Source organism: Chryseobacterium sp. G0201 (assembly GCF_003815655.1).
Lineage (GTDB): Bacteria > Bacteroidota > Bacteroidia > Flavobacteriales > Weeksellaceae > Chryseobacterium.
Map to the genome: position 1 here is coordinate 277,694 of NZ_CP033917.1, position 24,036 is coordinate 301,729.

The 24,036-nt window shown below is 34.6% G+C and carries 25 protein-coding genes and 1 riboswitch; of the genes, 6 read left to right on the plus strand and 19 right to left on the minus strand.

All coding sequences use genetic code 11. The features are described 5' to 3' along the window. Nucleotides 1-2: 2 nt before the first annotated feature. The 3 genes from EG348_RS01160 to EG348_RS01170 form a co-directional block, all read right to left on the minus strand. Nucleotides 3-1,061, minus strand: a complete 1,059-nt coding sequence (locus EG348_RS01160) for a glucosaminidase domain-containing protein (protein ID WP_123979907.1) — start codon at nucleotides 1,059-1,061, stop codon at nucleotides 3-5. Between the two features lie 16 nt (nucleotides 1,062-1,077). Continuing rightward, nucleotides 1,078-1,986 (minus strand): 1-aminocyclopropane-1-carboxylate deaminase/D-cysteine desulfhydrase, encoded by a 909-nt coding sequence (locus tag EG348_RS01165; protein ID WP_123979909.1) that lies wholly within the window; start codon nucleotides 1,984-1,986, stop codon nucleotides 1,078-1,080. A gap of 324 nt (nucleotides 1,987-2,310) precedes the next feature. Beyond that, the gene (locus tag EG348_RS01170) at nucleotides 2,311-2,637 is read right to left on the minus strand and encodes a hypothetical protein (protein ID WP_123979911.1); all 327 of its coding nucleotides are present in this window, start codon (nucleotides 2,635-2,637) and stop codon (nucleotides 2,311-2,313) included. 40 nt (nucleotides 2,638-2,677) lie between these two features. On the opposite strand from EG348_RS01170, the gene EG348_RS01175 reads away from it, so the two are divergent. The 3 genes from EG348_RS01175 to EG348_RS01185 all read left to right on the plus strand — a co-directional run bounded on the left by EG348_RS01175 (nucleotide 2,678) and on the right by EG348_RS01185 (nucleotide 5,391). Next, nucleotides 2,678-2,860, plus strand: coding sequence for a DUF5522 domain-containing protein (locus EG348_RS01175; RefSeq protein WP_029294953.1), 183 nt, complete (start codon nucleotides 2,678-2,680; stop codon nucleotides 2,858-2,860). A gap of 1 nt (nucleotide 2,861) precedes the next feature. Then, nucleotides 2,862-3,389, plus strand: coding sequence for a DUF4136 domain-containing protein (locus tag EG348_RS01180; RefSeq protein ID WP_123979913.1), 528 nt, complete (start codon nucleotides 2,862-2,864; stop codon nucleotides 3,387-3,389). 208 nt (nucleotides 3,390-3,597) lie between these two features. After that, nucleotides 3,598-5,391 carry an endonuclease gene (locus tag EG348_RS01185; protein WP_123979915.1) on the plus strand — a complete coding sequence of 598 codons (1,794 nt, stop codon included), beginning with the start codon at nucleotides 3,598-3,600 and terminating at the stop codon, nucleotides 5,389-5,391. Between the two features lie 213 nt (nucleotides 5,392-5,604). On the opposite strand, the gene EG348_RS01190 is transcribed toward EG348_RS01185, so the two are convergent. The 16 genes from EG348_RS01190 to namA form a co-directional block, all read right to left on the minus strand. After that, nucleotides 5,605-5,958 (minus strand): hypothetical protein, encoded by a 354-nt coding sequence (locus tag EG348_RS01190; RefSeq protein WP_123979917.1) that lies wholly within the window; start codon nucleotides 5,956-5,958, stop codon nucleotides 5,605-5,607. 49 nt (nucleotides 5,959-6,007) lie between these two features. Then, nucleotides 6,008-6,661, minus strand: a complete 654-nt coding sequence (locus EG348_RS01195; RefSeq protein WP_123979919.1) for a hypothetical protein — start codon at nucleotides 6,659-6,661, stop codon at nucleotides 6,008-6,010. Nucleotides 6,662-6,684: 23 nt separating this feature from the next. Further along, a complete protein-coding gene (locus tag EG348_RS01200; RefSeq protein ID WP_123979921.1) occupies nucleotides 6,685-7,335 on the minus strand; it encodes a hypothetical protein in 651 nt (216 codons plus the stop codon). A 4-nt stretch (nucleotides 7,336-7,339) separates the two neighbouring features. Continuing rightward, nucleotides 7,340-8,161: a hypothetical protein gene (locus tag EG348_RS01205; RefSeq protein WP_123979923.1), complete on the minus strand. Its 822-nt coding sequence runs from the start codon at nucleotides 8,159-8,161 to the stop codon at nucleotides 7,340-7,342. An 8-nt stretch (nucleotides 8,162-8,169) separates the two neighbouring features. Continuing rightward, nucleotides 8,170-10,854 (minus strand): OmpA family protein, encoded by a 2,685-nt coding sequence (locus EG348_RS01210; protein WP_123979925.1) that lies wholly within the window; start codon nucleotides 10,852-10,854, stop codon nucleotides 8,170-8,172. Nucleotides 10,855-10,865: 11 nt separating this feature from the next. Next, complete coding sequence (locus EG348_RS01215) at nucleotides 10,866-11,357, minus strand: DUF4280 domain-containing protein (RefSeq protein WP_123979928.1); 492 nt, start codon at nucleotides 11,355-11,357, stop codon at nucleotides 10,866-10,868. A gap of 33 nt (nucleotides 11,358-11,390) precedes the next feature. Continuing rightward, nucleotides 11,391-12,434 (minus strand): hypothetical protein, encoded by a 1,044-nt coding sequence (locus EG348_RS01220; RefSeq protein ID WP_123979930.1) that lies wholly within the window; start codon nucleotides 12,432-12,434, stop codon nucleotides 11,391-11,393. A gap of 36 nt (nucleotides 12,435-12,470) precedes the next feature. After that, on the minus strand, nucleotides 12,471-12,776 hold the full coding sequence (locus tag EG348_RS01225) for a hypothetical protein (RefSeq protein ID WP_123979932.1): 306 nt from the start codon (nucleotides 12,774-12,776) through the stop codon (nucleotides 12,471-12,473). Nucleotides 12,777-12,787: 11 nt separating this feature from the next. After that, complete coding sequence (locus EG348_RS01230; protein WP_123979934.1) at nucleotides 12,788-14,200, minus strand: T6SS phospholipase effector Tle1-like catalytic domain-containing protein; 1,413 nt, start codon at nucleotides 14,198-14,200, stop codon at nucleotides 12,788-12,790. Nucleotides 14,201-14,234: 34 nt separating this feature from the next. After that, nucleotides 14,235-15,209: a DUF2931 family protein gene (locus tag EG348_RS01235; protein WP_262696695.1), complete on the minus strand. Its 975-nt coding sequence runs from the start codon at nucleotides 15,207-15,209 to the stop codon at nucleotides 14,235-14,237. 64 nt (nucleotides 15,210-15,273) lie between these two features. After that, nucleotides 15,274-15,444, minus strand: a complete 171-nt coding sequence (locus tag EG348_RS21580) for a hypothetical protein (RefSeq protein ID WP_164463236.1) — start codon at nucleotides 15,442-15,444, stop codon at nucleotides 15,274-15,276. Between the two features lie 2 nt (nucleotides 15,445-15,446). Then, nucleotides 15,447-17,378, minus strand: coding sequence for a type VI secretion system Vgr family protein (locus tag EG348_RS01240; protein WP_123979938.1), 1,932 nt, complete (start codon nucleotides 17,376-17,378; stop codon nucleotides 15,447-15,449). Nucleotides 17,379-17,541: 163 nt separating this feature from the next. Continuing rightward, nucleotides 17,542-17,946 (minus strand): type VI secretion system tube protein TssD, encoded by a 405-nt coding sequence (gene tssD / locus EG348_RS01245; protein ID WP_072408290.1) that lies wholly within the window; start codon nucleotides 17,944-17,946, stop codon nucleotides 17,542-17,544. Between the two features lie 249 nt (nucleotides 17,947-18,195). Continuing rightward, the gene (locus EG348_RS01250; protein ID WP_123979940.1) at nucleotides 18,196-18,528 is read right to left on the minus strand and encodes a CCC motif membrane protein; all 333 of its coding nucleotides are present in this window, start codon (nucleotides 18,526-18,528) and stop codon (nucleotides 18,196-18,198) included. 18 nt (nucleotides 18,529-18,546) lie between these two features. Then, nucleotides 18,547-18,840: a DUF2752 domain-containing protein gene (locus tag EG348_RS01255; protein WP_123979942.1), complete on the minus strand. Its 294-nt coding sequence runs from the start codon at nucleotides 18,838-18,840 to the stop codon at nucleotides 18,547-18,549. Nucleotides 18,841-18,865: 25 nt separating this feature from the next. Continuing rightward, entirely contained in the window at nucleotides 18,866-19,918 is a 1,053-nt protein-coding gene (gene namA, locus EG348_RS01260) for an NADPH dehydrogenase NamA (protein WP_123979944.1), read from the minus strand. Between the two features lie 104 nt (nucleotides 19,919-20,022). Between namA and EG348_RS01265 the strand changes: the two genes are divergently transcribed. The 3 genes from EG348_RS01265 to EG348_RS01275 all read left to right on the plus strand — a co-directional run bounded on the left by EG348_RS01265 (nucleotide 20,023) and on the right by EG348_RS01275 (nucleotide 24,007). Further along, nucleotides 20,023-20,505: a cytidine deaminase gene (locus tag EG348_RS01265; protein ID WP_123979946.1), complete on the plus strand. Its 483-nt coding sequence runs from the start codon at nucleotides 20,023-20,025 to the stop codon at nucleotides 20,503-20,505. Between the two features lie 387 nt (nucleotides 20,506-20,892). After that, nucleotides 20,893-21,069, plus strand: a riboswitch (cobalamin riboswitch). A 32-nt stretch (nucleotides 21,070-21,101) separates the two neighbouring features. Then, nucleotides 21,102-22,931 (plus strand): TonB-dependent receptor plug domain-containing protein, encoded by a 1,830-nt coding sequence (locus tag EG348_RS01270; RefSeq protein ID WP_123979948.1) that lies wholly within the window; start codon nucleotides 21,102-21,104, stop codon nucleotides 22,929-22,931. 17 nt (nucleotides 22,932-22,948) lie between these two features. After that, nucleotides 22,949-24,007 (plus strand): hypothetical protein, encoded by a 1,059-nt coding sequence (locus EG348_RS01275; RefSeq protein ID WP_123979950.1) that lies wholly within the window; start codon nucleotides 22,949-22,951, stop codon nucleotides 24,005-24,007. Nucleotides 24,008-24,036: the final 29 nt, after the last annotated feature.

Consider the following 24,036-nt stretch of genomic DNA (forward strand, 5'->3'; position numbering starts at 1 on the left):
TATTAGTTTCTAGGTTTTTTGTCAATCAGATAAATTAACTGTCCTGCAGATGGCTGTTGACCTTCATCCATTCTGTTTTTTACGTACAATTTGTGTAATTTAATGCCGAATTTTTGAGCAATATCGTGCATATCTTCTCCTGCAAGAGCTTTGTAAGTTGCCGTATTTCCATCTGAGTTTTTAGATTCAAGGAAAACAATTTCGTCTTTCTTTAAAACATCGCTTTCCAATTCATTCCATTTTATTAGTTTACTTTCGCTTACTTTGAATTTATTTGCAATGAACTGAACATTCGTATCTTCAGGAATAATGATATATTTTAAGCCGTCATTTGGATGACTTTTAATTAAAATTGAATTAAGGATTTCTGCTTTTGTTTTAATTCTTTCCACTCTTTTTTGCTGTTGAGCGAAAGAAGTTTGCTTGTAAGGAACATTTACTGTAACAGGATCTTTATCTTTCTTGACAAATTTTGAAGGCTCTAATCTTGCCATGAAAGCTCTGTCATCCTTTAAATCAGGATACATTCTAAGAACCGCATATAAAACTTCTTTAGAACTTGTATTATCAAATTCATAGAGTTTATATCTTTCAATTTTACCGATTAGGATGGAAGCATAACGTGGATTTGTTGCATAACCAGCCTTTTTCAGACCATGAGCCCACGCTTTATAATCTTTCATATCTAAATTGAAAAGACCTGTATAATATTTTCTTGTTGATAAAAATATGGAGTGATCTTCGTAAGATTGTCTTGGGTCTTCATACACACGAAAACACTCATTAGGAGCATCGTCGGTATGTTTCATGGTTTTCCCTGTCCAGTCTTCTTTACATTTTATTCCGAAGTGATTTTTACCTTCCTGAGCCAATCTGCTCTGTCCGCCGCCAGTCTCAAGAAGTCCTTGAGCAAGCGTGATAGAAGCAGGAATTTTATACTTTTCCATCTCTTCTACTGCATATTGAGCGAATTTTTGGATGTATTGGTCTTCAGTAGCCCAAGTCTGAGCCGAGAATTTTGATAAAACTAAAAGGCTTATTAGTAAGAAAAGTCTTTTCATGTTTTTCAATTTTACTTTATATAATTAAATGTCTATTCTGTTTTTCTAAGAGCAAATTTGCTCCTTCAATTCCTTGTAATCCACCTGTGTGGAAGCACAAAATCTTGCTGTTCTCAGGAAAATATTCTTCATCAATCAGTTGAAAAACCTTCTGCATCATCTTTCCTGTATATATCGGCTCTAACGGAATCCCGTATTTCTCCTTGAAATCATTGATAAAACGGATGTTTTCATCTTTTATTTTACCATAACCTCCAAAACTTGAATCTATTAGATCAAAATTACTTTTTAAAGTTAATTCAAAGATTTTATTTTCTAAAGAAGCATCGTCAACTACCTTAAATCCTATAACTTTCTGATTCTCTTCACAAAATTTTGAAATCCCTGCAATTGTACCTCCTGTTCCAACTGCGGTGCAAAGATAATCAAAATCTTTTGTTTCGTTATTGAGCATCATTTTTACGCCCTGTACAGCATCCTCATTGGTTCCACCTTCCGGAACGATCAACGCATTGGGAAATTCCTGCTGTAAAAATTCTGATAATTTTTCTTTGTTTCGGTATTCTTCTCGGGTGATGAATTTTAAATTCATACCGTTTCTTTTTGCGAAAACTAATGTGGGATTATCTCGCCATTTATCTTTTAATTCTTCTCCTCTAATAATTCCCAATGTTGGAATTCCTGCCAAATTTCCGACAGCAGAAACAGCAGAGATATGGTTTGAAAATGCTCCGCCAAAGGTTATGATATAAGGTTTTTCAGGATTTTGATTTAAATAATTATTGATATTATAAAAAAGCTTCCAATATTTATTTCCTGAAATTTGAGGATGAACAAGGTCTTCTCTTTTAATTAAAAGTTTTATGTTTTTGTTGATGGAGATTTCCTGAATGGGGATTTTTTCTGTAGGGAGTTGTAATAGCATATTTTTTAACGCTAGGTTCGCAAGGTTTAATTTAACAAAAATAATACTTTTTAATTTTGCAAATACGTTTGACGAATCTTCGACTACACTCAGCAAAGAAAGTTTTATTTTCCATAAAGTTTGTCATCCAGCGGAACGAAGTGGAGTCTCGATCTATACTTGTAATTAAAAAGCATTGTTTAGATTCCTACGGAATGACAAAAGTAATGTTGTTTTTTCTCCCACAGATTTCACAGATTTGCACAGATGATTAAGGATGTTTTTATTTCAAATATTCTCGCAATTTTCAAAAACTTATAACTCCTAACTTATAATCTATAACTATTAAAGATATTTCCTAAAGCTCCAGAATTTTCTTTTTTTGAGATAATTTAAATCAGATTCATTGGTGTAAGCTTCTCTTTCGAAAGAGATTCTTTTGTAGGCTTGATAACTGTCTTTTAGCTTAAAAACCCAGTAATAATATTCGATGACGTAGAAAATGTAGAAGAAAACAATGAGCATTTCCAGCTGTTGTCTGAGATGGATTTTTTCGTGATTGATAAGTATTTTATTTTCCTTATCTTCGGGTTTCCTTACGAAGATAAAGGGAAAAAGAGCGATGCCATTAATTTTAAGTTTTTTTAATGGCTTTTGGCACACAATTATCATAATAACAAATATAAAGTTTTTTGACTTAGAGATTTAACTTATGGCACTTTTTGACATCAAAGAAGGTGAAGACTTTTACTACAACGAGCAGGGGTACAAGGTTTTTACGGAGAAATTTCATCTGAAAAGAGGACATTGCTGTAAAAGTGGCTGTAGACATTGTCCTTACGGATACGATAAAAAGACCGATACATTCATTAAAAACGATAAAAAAAATAAATAAAATGAAAAAATATATTTTTATTTTGTTAGCTGCGGCTACTTTGAGTTTAACGTCTTGTAGTCCTTTTCAAGTGCGTTCAGACTACGCCGAAACTGCCAATTTCACTTCTTACAAGACTTATAAAATAAGAATTGATGATTTGAAACTGAATGATATTGATAAAGACAGAGTGTTGAACGAGTTGTCTAAGCAACTACAGACAAAAGGTCTTCAATCGGGCGAAAATCCTGATCTGATCGTTAATGTAAAAGCAAACCATAAAAAAGTTACAGATATCAACAATACTTCTCCTTACGGAATGTACGGTTGGGGCGGACCTTTCGGATGGGGTGTCGGAATGAGCAGAACTTGGACGAGCAATTATAATGAAGGTGCGATCATTGTTGATCTTGTAGATGCAAAATCTCAAAAATTGGTTTGGCAAGGTATCGGAAGCGGAATTTCTGTTGATTCTCCGAAAGCGAAACAAAGACAGATTCCTGAGATCATGGCTGAGATTATGAAAAATTATCCTCCTCAGAGAAAATAATCAAGATTTAAATCAATCAAATATATTTAAAGTCAATGCAAATTTTTTGTGTTGGCTTTTTTGTTTCTCATAATCAAAATGTCAGCACCATTTCTTTACAAGTTTAAAGTATCATTGAAAAGTAAAATGCAATGCCTATTAAAATTAACAGTAACGTAATTTTTTATTCATAAAAATGTGGTAATCTTACTAACCAAATTATATTAATATGAAAAAAATCATCTTATTTCTTGTATTCTCTGGATATATTACTGCTCAGGCTCCTGCAGGATATTACAATTCGGCTAATGGATTAACCGGAGCATCTTTGAAAACCGCCTTGAGCTCGATCATCACAAATGGTCATCAAGATAAAGGTTACAGCGGACTTTGGACAGGCTACAAAACAACCGACATCGACAAAAACTACGAAAATGATGGTTCTATTTTAGATATTTACTCTGAAAAGCCAACAACCACAGATCCTTATAAATACACTCCGGGAACCAATCAGTGTGGTACTTACTCAGTTGAAGGAAACTGCTATAATCGTGAGCATATTGTTCCGCAAAGCTTGTTTAATGAAGCTTCGCCAATGGTTTCTGATATCAACTTCATCAGAGCTACGGATGGAAAAGTGAACGGAATGAGAAGTAATTATCCTTTTGGGAAAGTAGGAACAGCAACTTTTACTTCTAAAAACGGTTCAAAACTTGGAAATTCAGTTTCTTCAGGATATGCAGGGACGGTTTTTGAGCCAATCGATGAGTTTAAAGGTGATGTTGCTAGAATGATCTTCTATTTTGTGACTCGTTATCAAAGTAAACTTTCAACTTTTTCTTCAGGAAATATGTTAGGAAGTACTACTTTTCCTGGATTGCAGACTTGGGAACTGAACGTTTTATTGGCTTGGCATAATCAAGACCCGGTTTCTCAGGCGGAGATCAACAGAAATAATGCTTCTTATAGTTATCAGGGAAATAGAAATCCGTTTATTGATAATCCAAGTTATGTGAATCAGATCTGGGGTTCTCAGCAACCTTCGACGGATACGCAGGCTCCGACAACTGTTACAGGCTTAACTATTCCATCAAAAACATCAAACAGTATTTCACTTTCCTGGAATGCTTCAACAGATAATGTTGGAGTTGCTTCATACAATGTGTATATGAACGGAAGTCTGAAAACTACGGTAAGTTCAACCTCAACAACAGTTTCAGGATTAACTCCTTCTACGACTTACAATTTTTATGTTGTAGCAAAAGATGCGGCAGGAAATTCTTCATCAAACAACTCAACAGTTTCGGGAACAACCAATGCGGGAACTACTACTCCATCAACAAATTGTGTGAATGAAACTTTTGAAACCATTCCGGCAAGCAGTGCATCTTCTTACTCCACAAGAACCTGGACGAACGGAGGAATTACTTGGACAGCAACAGACTCCAGAACAGACCAAACAATTTCTACAAAAGCGATTACGGTAAGAGACGGTTCGTTAAAATCAAGCTCTTCTGCTAATGGAATTGGTTCTTTAACGGTAACCACTCAATTGAAATTTACAGGAAGTAGCGGAACTTTCAATGTTCTGGTAAATGGTGCAACAGTGGGAACTGTCCCTTACAGTACGACAGCTGTTACAACAACAATCAGTAATATTAATGTTTCAGGAAACGTGGTTGTGAGTTTAGAAAATAATTCATCAAGTGACAGAGTTGCGATTGATAATTTAAATTGGACTTGCTATTCTGAAACGGCAAAACAAGGTGTTTCTTCTTTGAAAAAATCTGAGATTAATGATTTGCAAATCTATCCGAATCCGGTTTCTAATCAGGAGATTTTTGTAAAAGGTGAGACTCAAAATATTACAAAAGCTGAGATCTATAATTTACAGGGAAAAGTGATGCAGACAATTTATCAACCTTTTAAAAACAGTAGAAATTCTCTTAAAATTAAACATATGGAGCAGGGAATTTATATTTTAAAACTGGATAATACGGCATTGAAATTTGTGGTACAGTAAGAATTTAGAAAAATTTAAATCCATTTTTGTCACTTGTGAAGAAACTCAGCAATAATTTAATAGCTAAGTTTAGATTCCTACGGAATGACAAAGTAGATGGTAAAAATTGAGGTTGAGATTGCTTCGTCGCTTACTCTCCTCGCAATGACAAAAAAAAGACTTCTCTTTGATAAGGGAAGTCTTTTTAACTTTAGTTTTCTTCTTTTATATTAATTACTTACGTTTGACGTATTTATTTTCTATACCTTGATACGTGATTGTTAAAGTGTCGCTTTTAATTACGTAATCCGTTTCATCTTTTTCATTGGTTGCTTTGTCGACGGCGATTATTTTATGATCTTTGACTGTATAAGTTGATTCCAAGGTGTTTTGCATTTTGCCTTCGCCAACATACTGAATAAATTTCCCGTCAGCTTTAAATTCCAAAACAATCTTTCCCATTGTATCTGCTGTTTCTGAGTCTCTAAGCATTCCGTCCCATTTACCAATAAGTTTTGGGTCTTCATTTTTTTGTGAGCTGCAGCTTAAAGCCATTAAACAACTGAAAATAATCAATAGGTTTTTCATTTTTAAAAAATTTGGTTATTATGTTTAGAAAATCAGACTTACTTAGGTTTTATTTCATGTAATTATACCATGGAGATTCTTTTGGAGCAGGATATTTCAGTCCAAAAACTACATTATTTCTGTAAGCTTCTTTTGTAACAGACAAGTACTGATTTTTAATAGTGCCATCAGATTCTATAGAAATACTCAATATATAATAAGAATTGTCTTTGTCCCAAAAGAAAGACGTTGGATATTGAAATGTATCCGGCTCGTTTTTGATCCAGACAACATCATTTGGAAATTGATTTTTAAGATTTGTAAATATCTGCTTAGAAGCCTTTGCATCTACATGTGCTTTATCGATAATTTGGGTTGTAGGTTTTCCGTTTCCTTTTAAAATTTTATCAACAAACTGCAAGGAATATTTGGGATCTGCATGGGTTTGTATGGCAGCAACCTTATTTTTATAAACCGTAATTCTGGTTCCCAAATTTTGATCTAAGGCGATATTGCCATAGGTTATATTTTTATTTTCATCGGCATAATACTGGATCACACTTTTTTCAGGAGTTTCATCCTTTAGGAAAATATTTTTGTTTTCAAAATCGTATTTTTTAGCATCTTCTCCTAAAGAAACCGATGTTAAATCAAAGGATTTACTTTCACAGCAAAGGTTTACTAATGCTATTAAAATTAATAATCCGTAATGTTTTGCTTTCATAATATTTGTATTAATCTATTTTATCAATTTTTAAAGTACAGTAATAAAGTGCATAAACCATTAAATATCAAAATTCCTACCCCGCACCACATCGACAACCGAATTCTTTTTTTCAAATCGTGATTTGAAATATAGGTGAATAGCAAACAGGCAAAAAATCCTGCCAAAGCCGTGAATATGCAGGTGAAAAAGAGCATAAGCCAATTGATTTCTAAGGCATTGGCACTTGTCTGAGAATCTGAATCTGAAATTTTAACCTTTTCACCCATTTCTAAAGGTTTATTGGTGGTATAGTCTAATGTTTTTATGATTTCCTTTCCGTTCTCATTAATATATTTAACCTTTGGGAAAAATACCGGACGATCGTAATAAGAAGATCCTTTGAAACTTTGCGTTTTCACAAGTTCTTTTTTGTAACCGATTACTGTTGCTTCATATTTTAATTCCACATAAGCTCTGTATGTTTTCTCCCAGATAAAAGTGTATGACGACACAAAAGTCATTGTATTGATACAAATCATTAAAAGACAGACAAAGAAAAGAACAAATCCTTTTTCTATGATGCCTCCTTCCTTTTTATCGGGTGATTTGCTGCGTAATTTTTTATAAATTCTATATCCGATAAATACAGAAATTATATTGATTAAAACGACAAAGAATCCAAAAAAAGTCATGCTGCTAAATAATAGTTAATCCGTTTTGTCTGGATCTCATGTGTAATTTCACTTCCAATTCTACGTTACTTTGTTCCTCAAGATCAGGACTCTTAAACTGTAATGCCTGAGAACCATCTTTTCTCATTAATCGTACTAATTTTCCATCGCCCATAATTTCCATCTTTACATTTTCACGACTCAATTCTTCAACTGGCAATTTTTGAGAAAACAGCTGTACACCGCCTTCTAAAAAATCTTTTTTCCGGTCTTCACTAAAATAGAATGCCTGCTCCTGAAGATTTCTCTTTTCAGCCGACATTTCCAAATATTTATTAAAATCATGCTGTTCTAACACTTCTTTTATCTTCCAATAATAAGTATAAACTTCATTAAAAAGTTCTTTTTCGGGAATATCTTTTAAGTTAACAGAATTCTGCCATCCATCCAATACAAAAGGAAGTTCTACCTCGATCTCTGTTGCGATTTCAAAATGAGGATATCTGATATTTGAACTCAGACCATTCCATGGTGATTCTATTTTAGGGCCAAATGAAACCCGCGTTTCCTTAATATTATCGGCATCAGCAACAAAAAGATCAATACCAAGATATGAATTTTCTTCGGTTAACAACTGCTCTCCATGTTTGGGTGCCATTTTGCCCACCACTTTATATTTACCACTTTGCAAAAGAACATGATTAATGGGTGCCATTACCATATTTCTTTCGTTTCCGCCCGTTTTTTCTCCTGTCCATTCATCTACAAGTACATCATTTACGTAAACTTCTGTTGCGCAGAATGAATTAACGTTTAAATGATAGTACGGATTCTGTATTTTATCCATTGTTATATTTAAATATAATGTTTTTCAAAATAATATTCTGATTTATCCAAAGCCTTTTCTTCCATTTTAAAACTGCTTTTCCACCAGCCAACTTCACCTTCTACCGTTCCTGTAATAATCACTCCTGAAAATTTTATAACAGGTTGATAATACAATCCTTTATCATCAGAATTGATAATAAAATCTCCGCCAAAGAATGCTTCACCTTCCAATCTGGCTTCAGCTCTAAAGTCAATTATTTTCTTTTGTTTATTTGAATTAAACTTACCTCCAACTTCAATGGCCAGTACAATTTTTACGCCCATTTTACCGCCGATAGTGGTTTTTCCGTCAAGACTTACTTTGCCACCTATAATTTTAAGCGCTTCCATTTCGATCTCCAGCTCACCATAAAAAGTTCCTGTGAATGTAACAGCGCCACCAATTTTTTCAATTCCTTTTCTGAATTTATCAATTAATTTAGCTGCTGCAGGGTTTCCGGTTAATCCATACGACAATGCCGTGATTGCACAACCGAGGATATCTATGACTACTTCTGCACCAATAATAGGTTTTAAGCCTACATTAATTTCTCCTGTAGTTCCTAATACTTTGGAAGTTCCCTGTCTTTCCAAATACCATTTTCCTACAAAGGTCAATTTTGGATATCTGATATCAAAACCTACTGGTATTCCTGTAGTTTTAGCCGTACTCTGAGCAAAATTAATGACATCCTGCAAAATTCCTATAACACGGGCAATAAAACTGGCTGCCAGCTGAATTCTATCTGAAAATTCATTGGTAAAAGATCTTTTGGTAACACCGTTGTTCCATTCCGCTGCTAATCCGACTCCTATTGAGATCGGAACTTTCCCCGTTTCATTCATCCTCCATCGCTTATACCCTGCTTCTCTTGATTTTTCCTGATGCTTGGCATATATGTTACCAGGTGGCATATTGGCTGCTTTATAATTGGAGACATTTATTAAAAACTCAAATGCCAGTTCCCATCTGATGTCCGGATAAGCGTTAATTAGGATAGTCGTTCTTTTTTCATTACTGAAAAATCTACAGCTGTGAACATGCAAATGAAACTGGTTCGGATTAGTTGCCGATGGCCAAATATACTTTATCGGGTTAATAGTAAACCTCGTTAAATCCGAATATATAGGGTAACTGAAAGAAGGGGTATCAAATGTTTTTTTTGTATCACCGCTATCTATTGCCTGCCCTACATCTACAATGTAACTTTGCTTTTTATGCTTATTTTTTCCTCTAAAACAAGCTTTTGTATCATAACCAGTAATATCTATGGTTAATTCTTTTTTTACAGGCACCACGATCTTATCCCAAGCAGTAGGTTTACTGGGTGCTATTACTTCATAAATAACCGTATGGGCATCATGCGCATTGAATGTAAAGGAAATATCAACTCTCCTATTGCTCTCATAATCCCTTTCATTTTTATATTTAATATTATCTCTGCCCAATTTATCATCAGTAGGATCTATTTCTCCTTTTCCGACTGAGATTATTCTTCTAGGATCCAAGCCACCATCTGCAAAGAATTTTTTCACAATATCTGATCTTCTTTGCGAGAGACCTTTGTTGTAATTTTCTTTTCCGATAACACATGCGTAACCACTTAGATTGATCGTAGAATCTTTATGTTCTAAAAGGAATTTCAGTACATTATTAAGGACGGCTTCACCGTCTTTATCTATTACCGTAGAATCAAATTTATAATAAATCGTTCTATAGATTTTTTCTTCAAGAGCTTGTCCTGCTATTTTTCTTAGTCCTTTACCATTTTCAAATACAGGAACTGTTGTAACGGCTGCTTTTCCATCTTTTTTCTCGGTTTCTGAAATTTTTATAACTTCAAATTTACATGGTTCATACCTTTCGGCATTTACATCCGGTTTGTATACTTTTGTTGGAGTTTGATTTTTGCTGACATTTGCATTGGTAGTAATGACCTTATTTTTTACATTCAGATAAATGGCATGAAGCTCATCACCCAGACTATCTTTAATGTACTTTTTTGAACTATTGTCTTTTACTTTTATATAAAACTCTTCTACGTTTTGGATGTTCTCAACATGTGCCATCCAAGAATAAGTATTTTCTATTTTTAAATTAACCTCACCGTCAATTACCTGAACATCGGTATAAACATGTACTACCTTATCTTTTTTGGCTGCCTGCTGGTTCCAAAGTTCTATCGTGAGATTATTTCCGTTGAGTCCCTCTGTTGTAAGATTAAGATAAACGAGGTGCCCATAGGAAATATATTTGTTTTTATCTTTATTTTTAATACTGGTTTTACTTCCTCTTTGGGTCGTCCATTTGCTGGTGACAATTTTGGGTTCGCACCAACCTTTTACATATAAACCAACATTGTTTTTAGTATCTCTTTTACCCGAAAGACTAGCTTCGATATAATAATTATAGCTTCCGCAATACTGTTTATCAATAAAAAATTTATACCCATTAGTAGATGGAGCCTGATAGATAATAATTTTACGGTCGTTGGTCTGTCTTGTCCAGATTACAGGCTTCTTTTTGTCTTCGGCAGTGGTATCCGGCAACCATTCTGCAACCTGAAAAGTCACGTCCTGATTGGGCATAATAGTAAATCTCTGACCTGCAACAGACATTTTCGGATAATAATTACCCTTTATAATCTTGATTTTTTTTACTCCTTTAGCCATCAGTTTTTTCTTTATATTACACCATCTTTTCCACCTTTGAAAGTAGGCTGTTCTTTATACATACTTTCTGAATCTACCAACGGATTAATCTGCTGCTGCACATCCGGATCCGCGTTTTTAAAATTTTGCTCACTGGCTTCAGCTCTCTGCCCATGATCAATAATCTCAATGCATGGCGTTCCTGCAATGGCGCAAACGGCTTTACTGTCTTCTAAAATGATAAATCCGCCATTGCTGAGCTGTACTTTATCATAAAATTTTTGCCATTCGGTGACCATTATTTTGCACGGCGGCGGCGGAACTCCCATTTTGGGGCAGTTTCCGAATGTATTTTTCTCAAATGTAGCGGCTCCTATTTCTTTTGTGGTGACAATCAGTTTTTTGGAAGCGCTTTTGTCATTTGCATATTCTTTTTTGTGCGAAAGCACTTTTAACTTATCAGGCACTTGCCCAAATTGGCATTTGCACATAGCACCTTGTACTACAATATGTTTTTCTGCCATAATTTTTTAGTCTTTTTATCTGTGTGATATTTTTTAATTCTCATCGATACTTGCTACAACAACCGAAATCTTTTTTCTCTCTCTCAGCATGATATCGCATTCTAAATACAATGATTCCGGGAAAGAAGTTTTTCCGTTTAAATAATATTGAATCCTGAAAGATCCATCTTTATTCATCACGGGATTTTCTTCTACAATAAATGAAAAAGGCGCTCCGTTGATAAAATCGTAAGAACTTCTTTCTTCATTTAATGTTCCGTTTCCTTCAATATTTATTAAATCATATTCATCTTTCAATGGGTCGATCTCCAATTCAATCTGATATTTGGGTTCGACCGGATTATTCACGATCGGGAAACTTTCATTTCCATTGATAGTAAAATTCTGACCAAAACTTTGATACACTCCGAGAAATAATGTTCTCAGGAAATAATCATTTTTCAGAAGTAAACTTATGGAATCACCTTCACTTAAAGTTTTTTCTATTTTAAGACAATATTCGTCAACAGTTTCACCGTCAAATTCTTTGTATAATTCATTTTTAACATCATTCCATCTTTCATTGAATACTGAAAGGTTTTCTACAGCATTAAATTTCCCCTGCTGATCTACACTTACCTGTAAAGGATATAAAACTTTTGAGGTTTTATAGGCTAATAAATCTGCAATTTCATTTACTTCTTCTTCATTTAAATAAAGATTCGAAATTCTGTTTATTTCAAAAAAATGTAACTGTTTTTCAGATCTTAACCAACGTACGGTAGCTTCATATTTCAGTTCATTTTTATTGTTTCCGTTTTCAATATTGATGATAACACCATATTTGTAGAATGAATTTTCGGGTTGAAAGATCAATCTGTTTCCGTGATCGAACTTTACCAATCGATTTTTGTCGGTAACAGCAGTTCTTGGAAGAAAAAGTTCTTTTTGACCTGTAAATTCTATCAAAATCATCTCCTTAACACCACAATTGTTATTGTGAAATGACTTTAAAGCATCTTCGGATATGTTGTACAGAGAAGCAACACTTTTTAAAGTTTCGTTTTTCTGGACGATATGTTTGTTAAATTTCTGCATATAAATGATTTGCAAATAAATATTTTATTCTCAGATTTATTTAATACTGAAAATATATACAGCGAGTAAAATGATGCCCACCACGATCAATATTATATTTGTAACTCTATTTTCTTTATTTCTGGATGTAAAAAAGCTCACTATTAATTCTATAAAAAGCAAAAGACACCATATTGCCATCCAGCAAACATTTAAAACAAGATCCATTGGAATTGACATTCCGCTGTTTCCTCCTATATTAACCTGCTGAGGATTAAACCAAGAATCCCAATTATCGTAAATATATATCGACAAAAAGCCTATTAACAATAATGCGACTCTTACAATCAGGTGTTTTTTCATTTAATAAAAAATTAATGCAATACTCTTACTCTGTCTGATGTCGGATCCATTCCAATACCTTCCCTTCTTGCCGACCAGTGCAGATATTTATTTCTAAGAATCCTTAAATCATCCTGTTCCTTCATTTCTCTCTGATAATCTGCATATTTCTGTTCCGGAATTGATGCTCCTCCGTATGCATTTTCAACATCTTTATATCTTTTGAAGGTGTATTGTTTTCCGTTTTCCATTGCGTAAGATCTGAGACGGTCTTTTACTCTTACCAACAAAGCATCTTCTGAAATAGAATATTTTTCGTCAGTCAATTTTTTGATAGTTAGGGGAATCGTTTTCTGAACGCCATGTTCCGCCATAAAATGCAAAGGAACATAACTGTATCTTTTTACCAAATCTCGCGACCCAGATAATGTCAAATAAAAGCCGGGGTTAATTTTAAGCTGATCTTCTTTGTACCAGGCATCTGCTATGAGCTGATTTCTTAATGCTTTTAATTTTGCACTGGTTGTCCACGATGTTTCAATTTCTTCCCAGGTTTCCGTTCCGTCTTCATAAGCTCCGCCAACATCACAGTGTACGCCGGGAAATGTTCTTTCTGTACCTACATGCACATGGGTAAGATCAAAATTTTCTCTGTGCTCATTTTCTGCCACAAAATGAATAACGGTTTGTGCTCTTCCGATATCATTTAAGCTTAATTCTTCCACATCATTGTGAAAATTCGGTGTAGCAGAAAAGTTTTTTGAATAAGAAGAAACTGTATCATAAATACCTAAAAATCTGATTTTTAAAACATCAACAACAATTCCTGCTTCCTGAAGTTTCAGTCCTAAATGTCCCCATTTCGGAAGTTCCTGACCTTCTACTCCAGTGCCGTCGCTGTCGGAAAGAACTGTCACAGTCATTCCTTCGCTTGAATAGGTTCTTGAGGTTGCTTTATATTTTGATTTTCCTATTTCATGAACGAAATTTCGAGCCGCCGCCGCACCACGACTAAAACCGAAAACATCAAAAGTAAGTACCGCAATCTTATCTGCTTTTTTGGCGTTTTTAATATTTTTTACTTTTTTCACGATCTCTTCGCAGCCTTTTCTTACCTTTCCGCGAATTCCGGTAGAGCCAGTTCCGAAGGCATAGCCCAACATTGAGTCTTTTTCTTTATCTTCCGTACCAATCCCTTCTATGTAAATGCCAAAATTTTTATCGTAATTATCCCACAAACGTGCTACATTACTCCAATCGTTATTGTAACTATTGTTATCGGTAGGATTTCCTCCTTTTTTCTTGTATGCATCAGTTTTTTCCCTTCTTTCGATGGTATTGGTTTTGTTATTCAGGGTTCCGTCAAAAAACATCCCGAGGGTAATGTCTAAGACCTCCTCTTTGGTTTCTGTTGGTGTATAATCTCCAAATTTATTATTGTGCATCTTTCTTATTTTAAAATTGATGAATAAGGATAAATTATTCTATTTTTCGAGATAATCTGATCTTTGCTTTGGTAATGGGAAGCTCCTGTTTTTCTGTTTTTAATGACAGAGATGCTTTGGTATTATCAGGATTAACTTTAATCACCAAATCTATCTTTTCATCTTTTCCCAGTTTTTGGAAGAGATCAAAAATTTCTTTTTCGTCAAAAGAATCTATCCAGACTGCGTATCTGTTTTTGCCTTTATCTCTCCAGTAAAAACCACAGAATTTTGGAACCGCTCTTTTTTGATACGTATCATTATGCAAACTTTCTGCGAAAAGATTTTCCTGTTCTCCGTTATAATTATTAAACCCGAAATCGATCCATTCTCCGCCTTCAGGAACTATGACCGAAGGTTTCCAATTAAATTTCTCTCTGTAAACTTCATAAACATCAGGATTTGGATAGCCTTGTTCTTTTATTTTTGCTCTTATTTCAGGTTTAAATGTTTCATAAGACGGATCATCCAACATTCTGTCTGCAAAACCTTCTTTCAACATATATTTTGCATTTTCGTATGCTTTTTCCTTTGTAATAATCGTATCATGAGCCTGAAAAGAACCAACTTCAGTCTGGTTTCCCGGTCCGTTGATCCATAAGACAACTTTTCCTTTTGGTGCCAAACCCACTATAAAATTGGTGTAGGTCGTTTTTTTATTATTATCCTGATCTATAAAACCTTTTTTAAACAGATCATTTATTTTTTCCTTATCTAAATCCCATTTTCCGGTGTAAAATTTTCTTTCAACTAAAGAATACCATGTAAATTCTAATTTGTGAGGGATTTCCATTAATCTGGTTTCTACACTCATCGTTCCGCCTTCATTTCCCCAACCTGTATTTTGAGTTCCCCAAATGGCATCAAAACCGTAGCTGAAATCATCAGCGATAATAGCTCCTTTATACACTTCCATCGGGTATTCCTGCGGCGCTGAGACGGTTCCCAACCAATTATATTTTTCTTCCATTCTTTTATTTTGACAACTTATTAACGAGAAACAGCATACAACAAAAAGAATCAGGAACTTGAATTTATTTGTTCCCATGTGACATTATCTTTTTATTGCTTGCCAAAACAAGGTTTCCTTTTTTAGCTTCGGTATTGATCTTTTGGGCAATTTTTTCAACCTTTTTACCAACACTCAGATGGTAAGAATCATTTACCTTAATCAATATATTTTTTGCGGTTTTTCTTATTGCCATGATTAGAAAAGTTTTGATTTTTCGGCACTGTTGAATTCTACAATTTTTCCACTCTGCATGGTCATATTTTCTTTTTCGCTGAACATTGCAATCTCTCCTGCAATTTCATTGGAAGTTTCAGATTGTCTTCTGAATTCCTTTTCTACCATCTCCGTTCTTGTATCCGAAGATTCTTTGATGTCGCCTGTTGCCGTGATCATAATATCTGTTCCGGCAGTGGCAACAATATTTTCATTGGCTGAACTTGTAATGCTTTCTCCTGCATCAATTGAAATTTCTTTTCCTGCAGTGATGCTGATATTTTCCCCAGCTTTTAAGGTGAAATTTTTAGGTGCGTTAACAGAAATATTGCCTTTACCATCCATAAAGAAATAATTTCCGCTTGGATCGATGATATTTACACTTCCCTCTTCGTCATTCATTAAAATTCTGATTCCGCTTCTGGTTTGAATTGATTTTAAATGATTGTTAACTCCGCCACCTAATCCAACCGCTCCATGAAACATTCCGCCCATTACGAAAGGTCTGTCGGGATGATTGTGAACAAAATTCACCATCACCTGATCTCCAACTTCCGGAATAGCAACATATCCTCTGTTTTGAGTGATTTCGTCTGTTCCACCTGCGTCAGGGCTCATCATTCTGATAAAATGAGTGGTTTCGCTCGTCTGCCAGTCAAATCTCACCTGAATTCTACCCTGTCCTTCCGGATCAGCATTTGAAATTACGGTTGCAATTTGCGGTTCAGCTTTGGGAGCCGTAAATTCTGGCTTAGGTAAAAATCCTGTATCAGAAGAGATTCCTTTAAAACTTCCTTTATAATGTCCTAAAGTATCAATTTCATGTTCAGCTTCCGTGACCATAATTTTAGTGAAATAAGAGCTTTCATTAGTATCAACTTTTCTCATCTGAACATCAACCACACAACCCGGATGTAAAAACGGAACCGTGGTAGATCCTGATAAATTAAAAACATTCACCGCTTCACTTCCTGCCGTACTTTTCTGAGAATATTCCACATCAAGATGTGTCGTTGCTTTCACAGGCGCCACACGTAAAGAAGGTGTTTTAAAGATCTTATCGTTGTGTTCGTAAGCCGTTTTTGCCAAATCTCCTACATGCTGAATCGGTGTTGCTCCTGAAGTCAGTTTTTCATGCTTATTGCTGTTATAGCCGTAAAATTGAGGCTTGGTATGCACCGCTTTCAATTCAACTTTAATATCATTGGCGCTGCTTCCGTAGACAATTTTGATAGGTTTGTTCTGAGGAGGAAGTTTTCCAAAATGTAAAACCTCACCGTCATAATAAAATTGTTCGCCATATGCTTCCGCCATTCTCGCCAAATAATTGTAATGCGTTTCGTCGTATTGACTGCTGTAGATAATTTGAGAATAATCATTGGTATCAATTCTGATATCAAAACGACTTTTATCGATTCCCTGTTTGATTACTTCTTCAGCAATGATACCCATATTTACAGGTTTATCACCTCCAAAACTTTGAATATGAGGAGCTCCATCCAATAAAACTGTAGGGCTGTAACCTGATAAAACAATATTACCCAGACTCATCTTTTCCTGACTGAATCCTACTCCGGTAATTACTCCCACGAATGTTCTTTCTGGGCTTTTATCAATGTCTTTATAAGAAATAACGGCTGTTAAACGTTTTCCTAAAAATTTATTGGCTTCTTCTAAAGTATGTGTCTGGCGGTCTCCCAAAGTATCGTGAGCCAACGTAAGTGTAAACTCATGATGACGCTGAGCACTTTGCTTTAAATTAAAATGCTTGTAATACTTTATCACTTTACCCTCGATTACTAAAGATAATTTGACCAAACGGTTGATCCCCGTGTGATGATTTTCAGAGACTCCATCTGCATTTTGGGAAGGACGAAACGAATTGCCTCGCGCCTGTTCAGGTGTGGTAGACATATTTTGTGATTGTGATGTTTATAAATTTATAAAAATTATTCAAACAAAGAAAATTTATAAAGAACAAATTATGTTTTTACTTTATAAAATAAACTTCTACTACAGGTAAAAAAAGACCGTCTTGAGGGACAGTCTTCTATAAGTGTTGCTTACTCCTTGAGACCTAGCTAGATGGCCAAAGTCCTTCGTAAGCAGAATTTCCGTAATTGATTTTTTCTGCGCTTATCACGAAACTGATCAGCATACTGTTTTCGTCTACAGCATCAAAGTCTACTTCATGCTGGATAACGTAACCGTTTTCCCAGTTTAAAGTGATCAAAGTACCTTCTTCATGAGATTTGTTGAAAGTAACTTCTCCGCTTGTCGGCTTGTATTTACCGTTCAGTAAGCTTTCCAGAATGTCTGATTTTTCTGTAGCTTCGATCGTTAACTTGATAATTGCGTTAGATGGGTCTGATGCTACGCGTCCTGAAACGTCTGTAGATCTTGCGACACTATAATTAAGTCTTAATAGTTTTTGACCCTCGCTTCCGTTGAATTTTAAGATTCCTCTTGAATTTGCTGCCATATCTGTAAATTTTAATCAATAAAGATTTTATGATTTTTTATTTTTGGTATAACAAAGATATATTTCAGATTTTAATTCAGAAAGCTTTTACCGTGTAGATTCATATTTTGTAGTAATTCTACGATTATTTTTCGCTTTTATATGAATTAAGATTAAAAACTTACAAATCAATCAAGACAACGTTAACTTAAAAATTTTCCAAAAAAAAGACCGCAAATATGCAGTCTCTTTTTTATGTTTTAAATTTAATTATTGCCCCGTTAATTCTTTTATTCTCTCCTGCATCAGTTGAGGATCTTTCATAGCATCCCAACCTAGTGTAGAGATCACCACGATCAAATAAGCGATGTATAAAACACTTAATACAAGACCAATGATACATAATATTCTACCTGTATTCAAATTGCTGTAATCCGAATAAAGATCAGGATTTTGCTTGTACAATTCATTATCTTTTTTGTAAAGATACAATCCGATAATACCTGTGATAATACCTACTACTCCGTAGCAACAACATCCGATAATAGATACGATTCCTAATACGAGCACAGCCGTAGCGTTGGGTAATTTTTGTTGATTCATAGTTATAATTTTAATGTTTTAGTGCAAATTAAGATAAAAATGTTTGTAAAAGTAAGCAATTACCATTATAATTGAATTAATAATCGCCATTATAATTAAAACATTTCCGTAACTTCTTTTTTTATCAATAAAACTTATTCCTACAGTAAATAAAAATATCAAAAGCGTATAAACAGCCGGAAACATATGAAAAGCATCAGAGAATCTTCCTTCAAAAACCATAACAATAGCTCTTTGAGCACCGCAGCCAAAACATTCTATTCCTAAGAACTTTTTACTTGGGCACGGCAACATGAAATCCTCTATTTTCATCTTTTTAAAAATTAATTGTATAAAATTAAGAAGAAATTTTAGCTCTTAAATATTGATGAGGAAAGAAACATTCTTCATTCATTTCAAATGAACCCTGAACAGCAATGTATGGATTTCTTAAGATCTCTCTGGCAATAAAAATTAAATCTGCATCGCCTTTTTGAAGAATTTCTTCCGCATGTGATACTTTTTTAATTAAGCCAACGGCACCGGTTTTTACTTCCGCCTCGTTTTTGACCTGAGAAGAAAGAGGAACTTGGTATCCGTCAAAAAGAGGAATCTTTACTCCATGAATATTTCCGCCGCTTGAAACGTCTACCAAATCGACTGAATGATTTTTTAATACTTTCGCTAATTCTACACTGCTTTCAATATCCCAGCCATTTTCAGCGTATTCTGTACCTGAAATCCTTACAAACAGCGCTACATTTTCGTTTAATTCTTCATTTACGGCATCTACAATTTCCAATAAAAACCTAATTCTGTTCTCAAAGCTTCCGCCATATTCATCGGTTCTGATGTTGGAAAGCGGAGATAAAAACTGATGAACCAAATATCCATGTGCTCCGTGAATTTCAATCACATCAAAACCTGCTTTTACAGCTCTTCTTACAGCCTCTTTAAAGTTTTGAACCTGTTCTTTAATCTCTTCTACTGTTAAAACATGCGGAATTCTTTCTGTGGGATGATAAGGAATCGGGCTTGGCGCAACAGTTTCCCAACCTTCTTCAACAGGGATTTGCAGATTGTTCCAAGTTGAACCTTTTCTTCCTGCATGAGCAATTTGTATTCCTATTTTGCTGTCTGAATTTTTATGTACAAACTCAACAATTTTCTGTAGTTTCTCGGCCTGTTCGTCATTCCAGATACCCATGCAATGGTTGGTGATCCTTCCGCGGGGTTCAACTCCGGTTGCTTCTACCATAATTAATCCTGTTCCGCCCTGCGACCTGCTTCCGTAATGTACATAATGAAAATCATTAGCCATCCCGTTTTCACAAGAATACATACACATTGGAGACATTACCCAACGGTTCTTTAACTCAACATTTCTGAATTTTATAGGAGTGTATAACATGTTTGATGTTTTGAATTTTAATTAAAAATTTTGAAGGATAAAATAATATTGTCCACCTGATGAAAAAGAGCTAATTTTATCCCCCTTTTTTAGGTCCACAATATATGAAAAAAGACATACAGATAGGTTACGAATATTTTAAAAATAACAGTGAACTTAGCGATATAGAAAATACGTTGTTCGCAAGAGCAAAACAAGCCAGAGAAAATGCTTACGCCCCTTATTCCAACTTTTTGGTAGGCTGTTCGGTTTTATTGGAAAATGGAGAAATATTCTCCGGAAATAATCAGGAAAATGCAGCTTTTCCGTCCGGTCTTTGTGCCGAAAGAACGACTTTATTCTGGGTAGCAGCCAATTTTCCGAATGAAAAGATCAAAAAGATCTTTATTGTTGGCGGACCGAGAGAATTTCACGAGAAAAATCCGCCAATTCCGCCTTGTGGAGCTTGCAGACAAAGCTTAATTGAATATGAAACCAAGCAGAATGAAAATATTGATCTTTATTTTTCGAGCATGAATGATGTGGTCGTGAAAGTGAATTCTATTAAAGATTTGTTGCCGTTTTATTTTGATGCTACGTTTTTGTAGAACTATTTTTGTTTTAAACACAAAGATCACAAAGGTTTTCTTTAAAATTATTGAGAATATTTTCGTTGGCAAAGGCGTTTCATTCAGTAAAGTTTATTGTCATTGCGAGGAGCAAAGCGACGAAGCAATCTTTTTTATCACTAATTTTTTTATGAGATTGCTTCACATTCGGTTCGCAATGACGGGAACAATTGAAAAGGCGATAAATACCCTAGCCCCGATTGCAGTGAAAATCCTTTTTTGAAAAAAAAGATTGTAACGGAAAGCGGGAAATAGCTCCTGAAAAATAGGTAATGAGTAATTGGTAATAGGCAATTTTGAATAATAGCTATCGTGAGATTTTTTGATTTAAGGCTTTCTCGATTTTGCATTTCAATTTAATAAATTTACCTTTGCAAAAATTTTGGTTTCCAATGTATTGGAATGAAAAGGGAATTGGGTGAGAACCCCAAACTGTCCCCGCAACTGTAAATCGCAACCAAAATTTCTACGAAAAACCACTGTGCAAACGGGAAGGTGTAGAAAGCGAAAGTCAGGAGACCTGCCAAAATTATAATAAAAAAATAGATTGCTTTCGGAGGAAAAGTAAAATAGTAATGGATATAAAAAGATCTTTAGTACTGCTTTTTTCGTCTTATGGTTGTTTTCTTTTCGCACAGGAGAAAACCATAGATACCGTTTATGTTTTTGATAACCAAATGAGTAAGGTTAAACTTTTTCATAACGTTACCACCATTACTCCTCAGGATGCTGAGAAAAACTCAACCAATCTTTCTGAACTTTTACGTTTTCAATCTGCCGTTTATATTAAAGAAAATGGTCGTGGAGCAGTTTCTTCGCCATCTTTCAGAGGGACAACAGCATCGCAAACCGCTTTTGTATGGAACGGAATTAATATTAACTCTAACTTTTTGGGTCAGGGTGACGTTAATAATATTCCTTTTGGGGGATTTGATCAGCTTATTGTAAAATCTGGCGGAGGAAGTGTAAGTTATGGCAGCGGCGCGATCGGTGGAAGCATTCATTTAAATAATAATCTGGATTTTAACAGAGGCGCTCATGCTTCGTTATTTTCTGAAGCGGCATCTTTCGGCACCTACAATAATTTGCTTAAGGCTTCTTACAGCAACGAGAAATTCAGTTTCAAGGCCTCCGGTCATTATTCGATAAGTGAAAATGATTACGAAGTTGAAGAGTCACGTGATTATATCAACAGAAACGGAAAATACAACAATACCAATTTAAATTTTTCGGCAGCTTATAAAATAGCACCTCATCATCAGATCTCATGGATCTCTGAATTTTTTAATGGAAATCAGCATTATCCTGTTTTCTTTGAAAGTCAGACTCCTACAAAATATGGAACTCAAAATGTAAGAAGTTTAATCTCGTGGGATTGGAATAAAACTAAGTTCAGCAATTCATTTAAAGCAGCTTATACGGAAGAAAATTTCCAATATTTTGGGAATATCGACGGACCAAAAACAAGTGGTGGAACAGGAAAAAATTATATTTTGAAAAATGATTTTAATTATTTTATTGTTCCAAAATTAAATTTCAACTTAATTACAGAATTTCAGGTTAATAAAGGAGAAGGTTATGCATCCGGAATCGATCATATAAGCAGAAATGTAGGTTCTGTAGCAGGATTATTGCGTTATTTCACGACGAAAGATCTTCGTTTTGAAGCCGGAGTTAAAAAAGATTTTGTTGAAGATATCAGTTCGCCACTCCAATTTTCGTTTTCAGGGAAGTGGAATGCTGTCGATTGGTATAATGTGGGAATCAGTGCTTCAAGGAATTTCAGATTTCCAACATTTAATGATCTGTACTGGAGCCCGGGCGGAAATAAAGATTTGAAACCAGAGACATCTTATCAGATTGAATTGAGAAATCAGTTCAAAATTGCTGATGTACAGCTTTCGGTCACTCCATATTACATGAAGATTAAGGATATGATCCAATGGTTGCCTAGTCCGCTAGGATATTACTCCGCTTTCAACACCAACAGAGTTGAATCTTATGGAATTGAATCCAGAATCGATTATGAAAAAAAATTCGGGAAGCATAATCTGAGAACGAATTTAGGCTATTCATACACCAAATCTACCAATCTTGACACGGATAAACAGCTGATGTACGTTCCTTTCCACAAGTTATTTGGAAACATTGATTATCAATATGATTTTATGAGATTGTATGTTCAGGGAATGTTCAACGGGCTAACCTATGCAGATACCGACGAAAAAAGAGAAGATGCTTTGGAACCTTATTTTGTAATGAATGCAGGTATTTCTGCAACGATTCTTAAAAATTACACAGTAGGTTTTAAAGTGAATAATATTTTTAACCAAGTATATGCGACAACAGCATTTTATCCGATGCCTTTGAGAAATTATAGTGTGAATTTGAATATCAATTTTTAAATAAATAATTAAATATAATGAATATCAGAAAAATTTTATCCCTTGCATTTGCTGCAACATTACTTTTCAATGTTTCTTGTAGCAGTGACAGCGACGATGTTGTTTTAGAAACTACCTTTGAAAACGGAATTCTTATCACCAACGAAGGCGGATTTACAACTCCGACAGCAGAGGTTTCTTTTGTTACCAATGACCTTTCTGCATTAGCTAACAAAATTTATTCAGGAAAAAATAATGAGGTTTTAGGGAATGTTTTACAGACAATAGGTTTTGACGGAAACAATGCTTATCTGGTTTCAAATGTACCTAATAAAATTGATATCGTTAACAGATATACCTTTAAAAAACAGGCTACTGTAACGACTAATCTTCAAAATCCGAGATATATTGCGTTTTCCGGAAATCAGTATTACGTAACCAACAATAACTTTTTTGACGTAATGAAACTGAATGTTTACAACAAAGACAATTCTTTTGTAAAAAGTATCAGTTTCGCAAGATCTGCAGAAAAAGTAGTTGAAGCCAACGGAAATATTGTAGTGCAAACCGACGGTGTTACTTACGAATCTACTCCTCCTTACAGCGAATTGCCAACGGGATATACAATTACGATTGTAAAAGCTTCAACAAACGTTGTTGACAAAACCGTAACACTTCCAAGCAACGGAATAATCAGAGATCTTATCTCTTACAACGGAGATGCTTATGTGTTGGCTTCTGACAATACGAATTCTTACATTTATAAGATTAATTCAACTACAGGAGCATATACAACGACAACGTTGACGGCAATTCCTCAAGCTCAGAAATTAAGAATTGATGCGAATAAGTTTTACTTTTTCAATTCCAGCAACAAAATATATTCTATGACTGTAGGTTCTACAACTGTTCCTACTACTCCTATTGTGACTACAACAGGAAATTTATACGGATTTAATGTAATTGACGGTAAAATCTTCGCTTCTGATGCAAGTTTCACTGCAGACAGTAAAGTGAATGTTTATAATGCAACTAATGGTTCTTTATTAAAAACTTTCACTACAGGAATCGGAACGAACGGTTTCTATAAAAACTAAAATTTGCGCTTCGGCGTTTATTATAAATT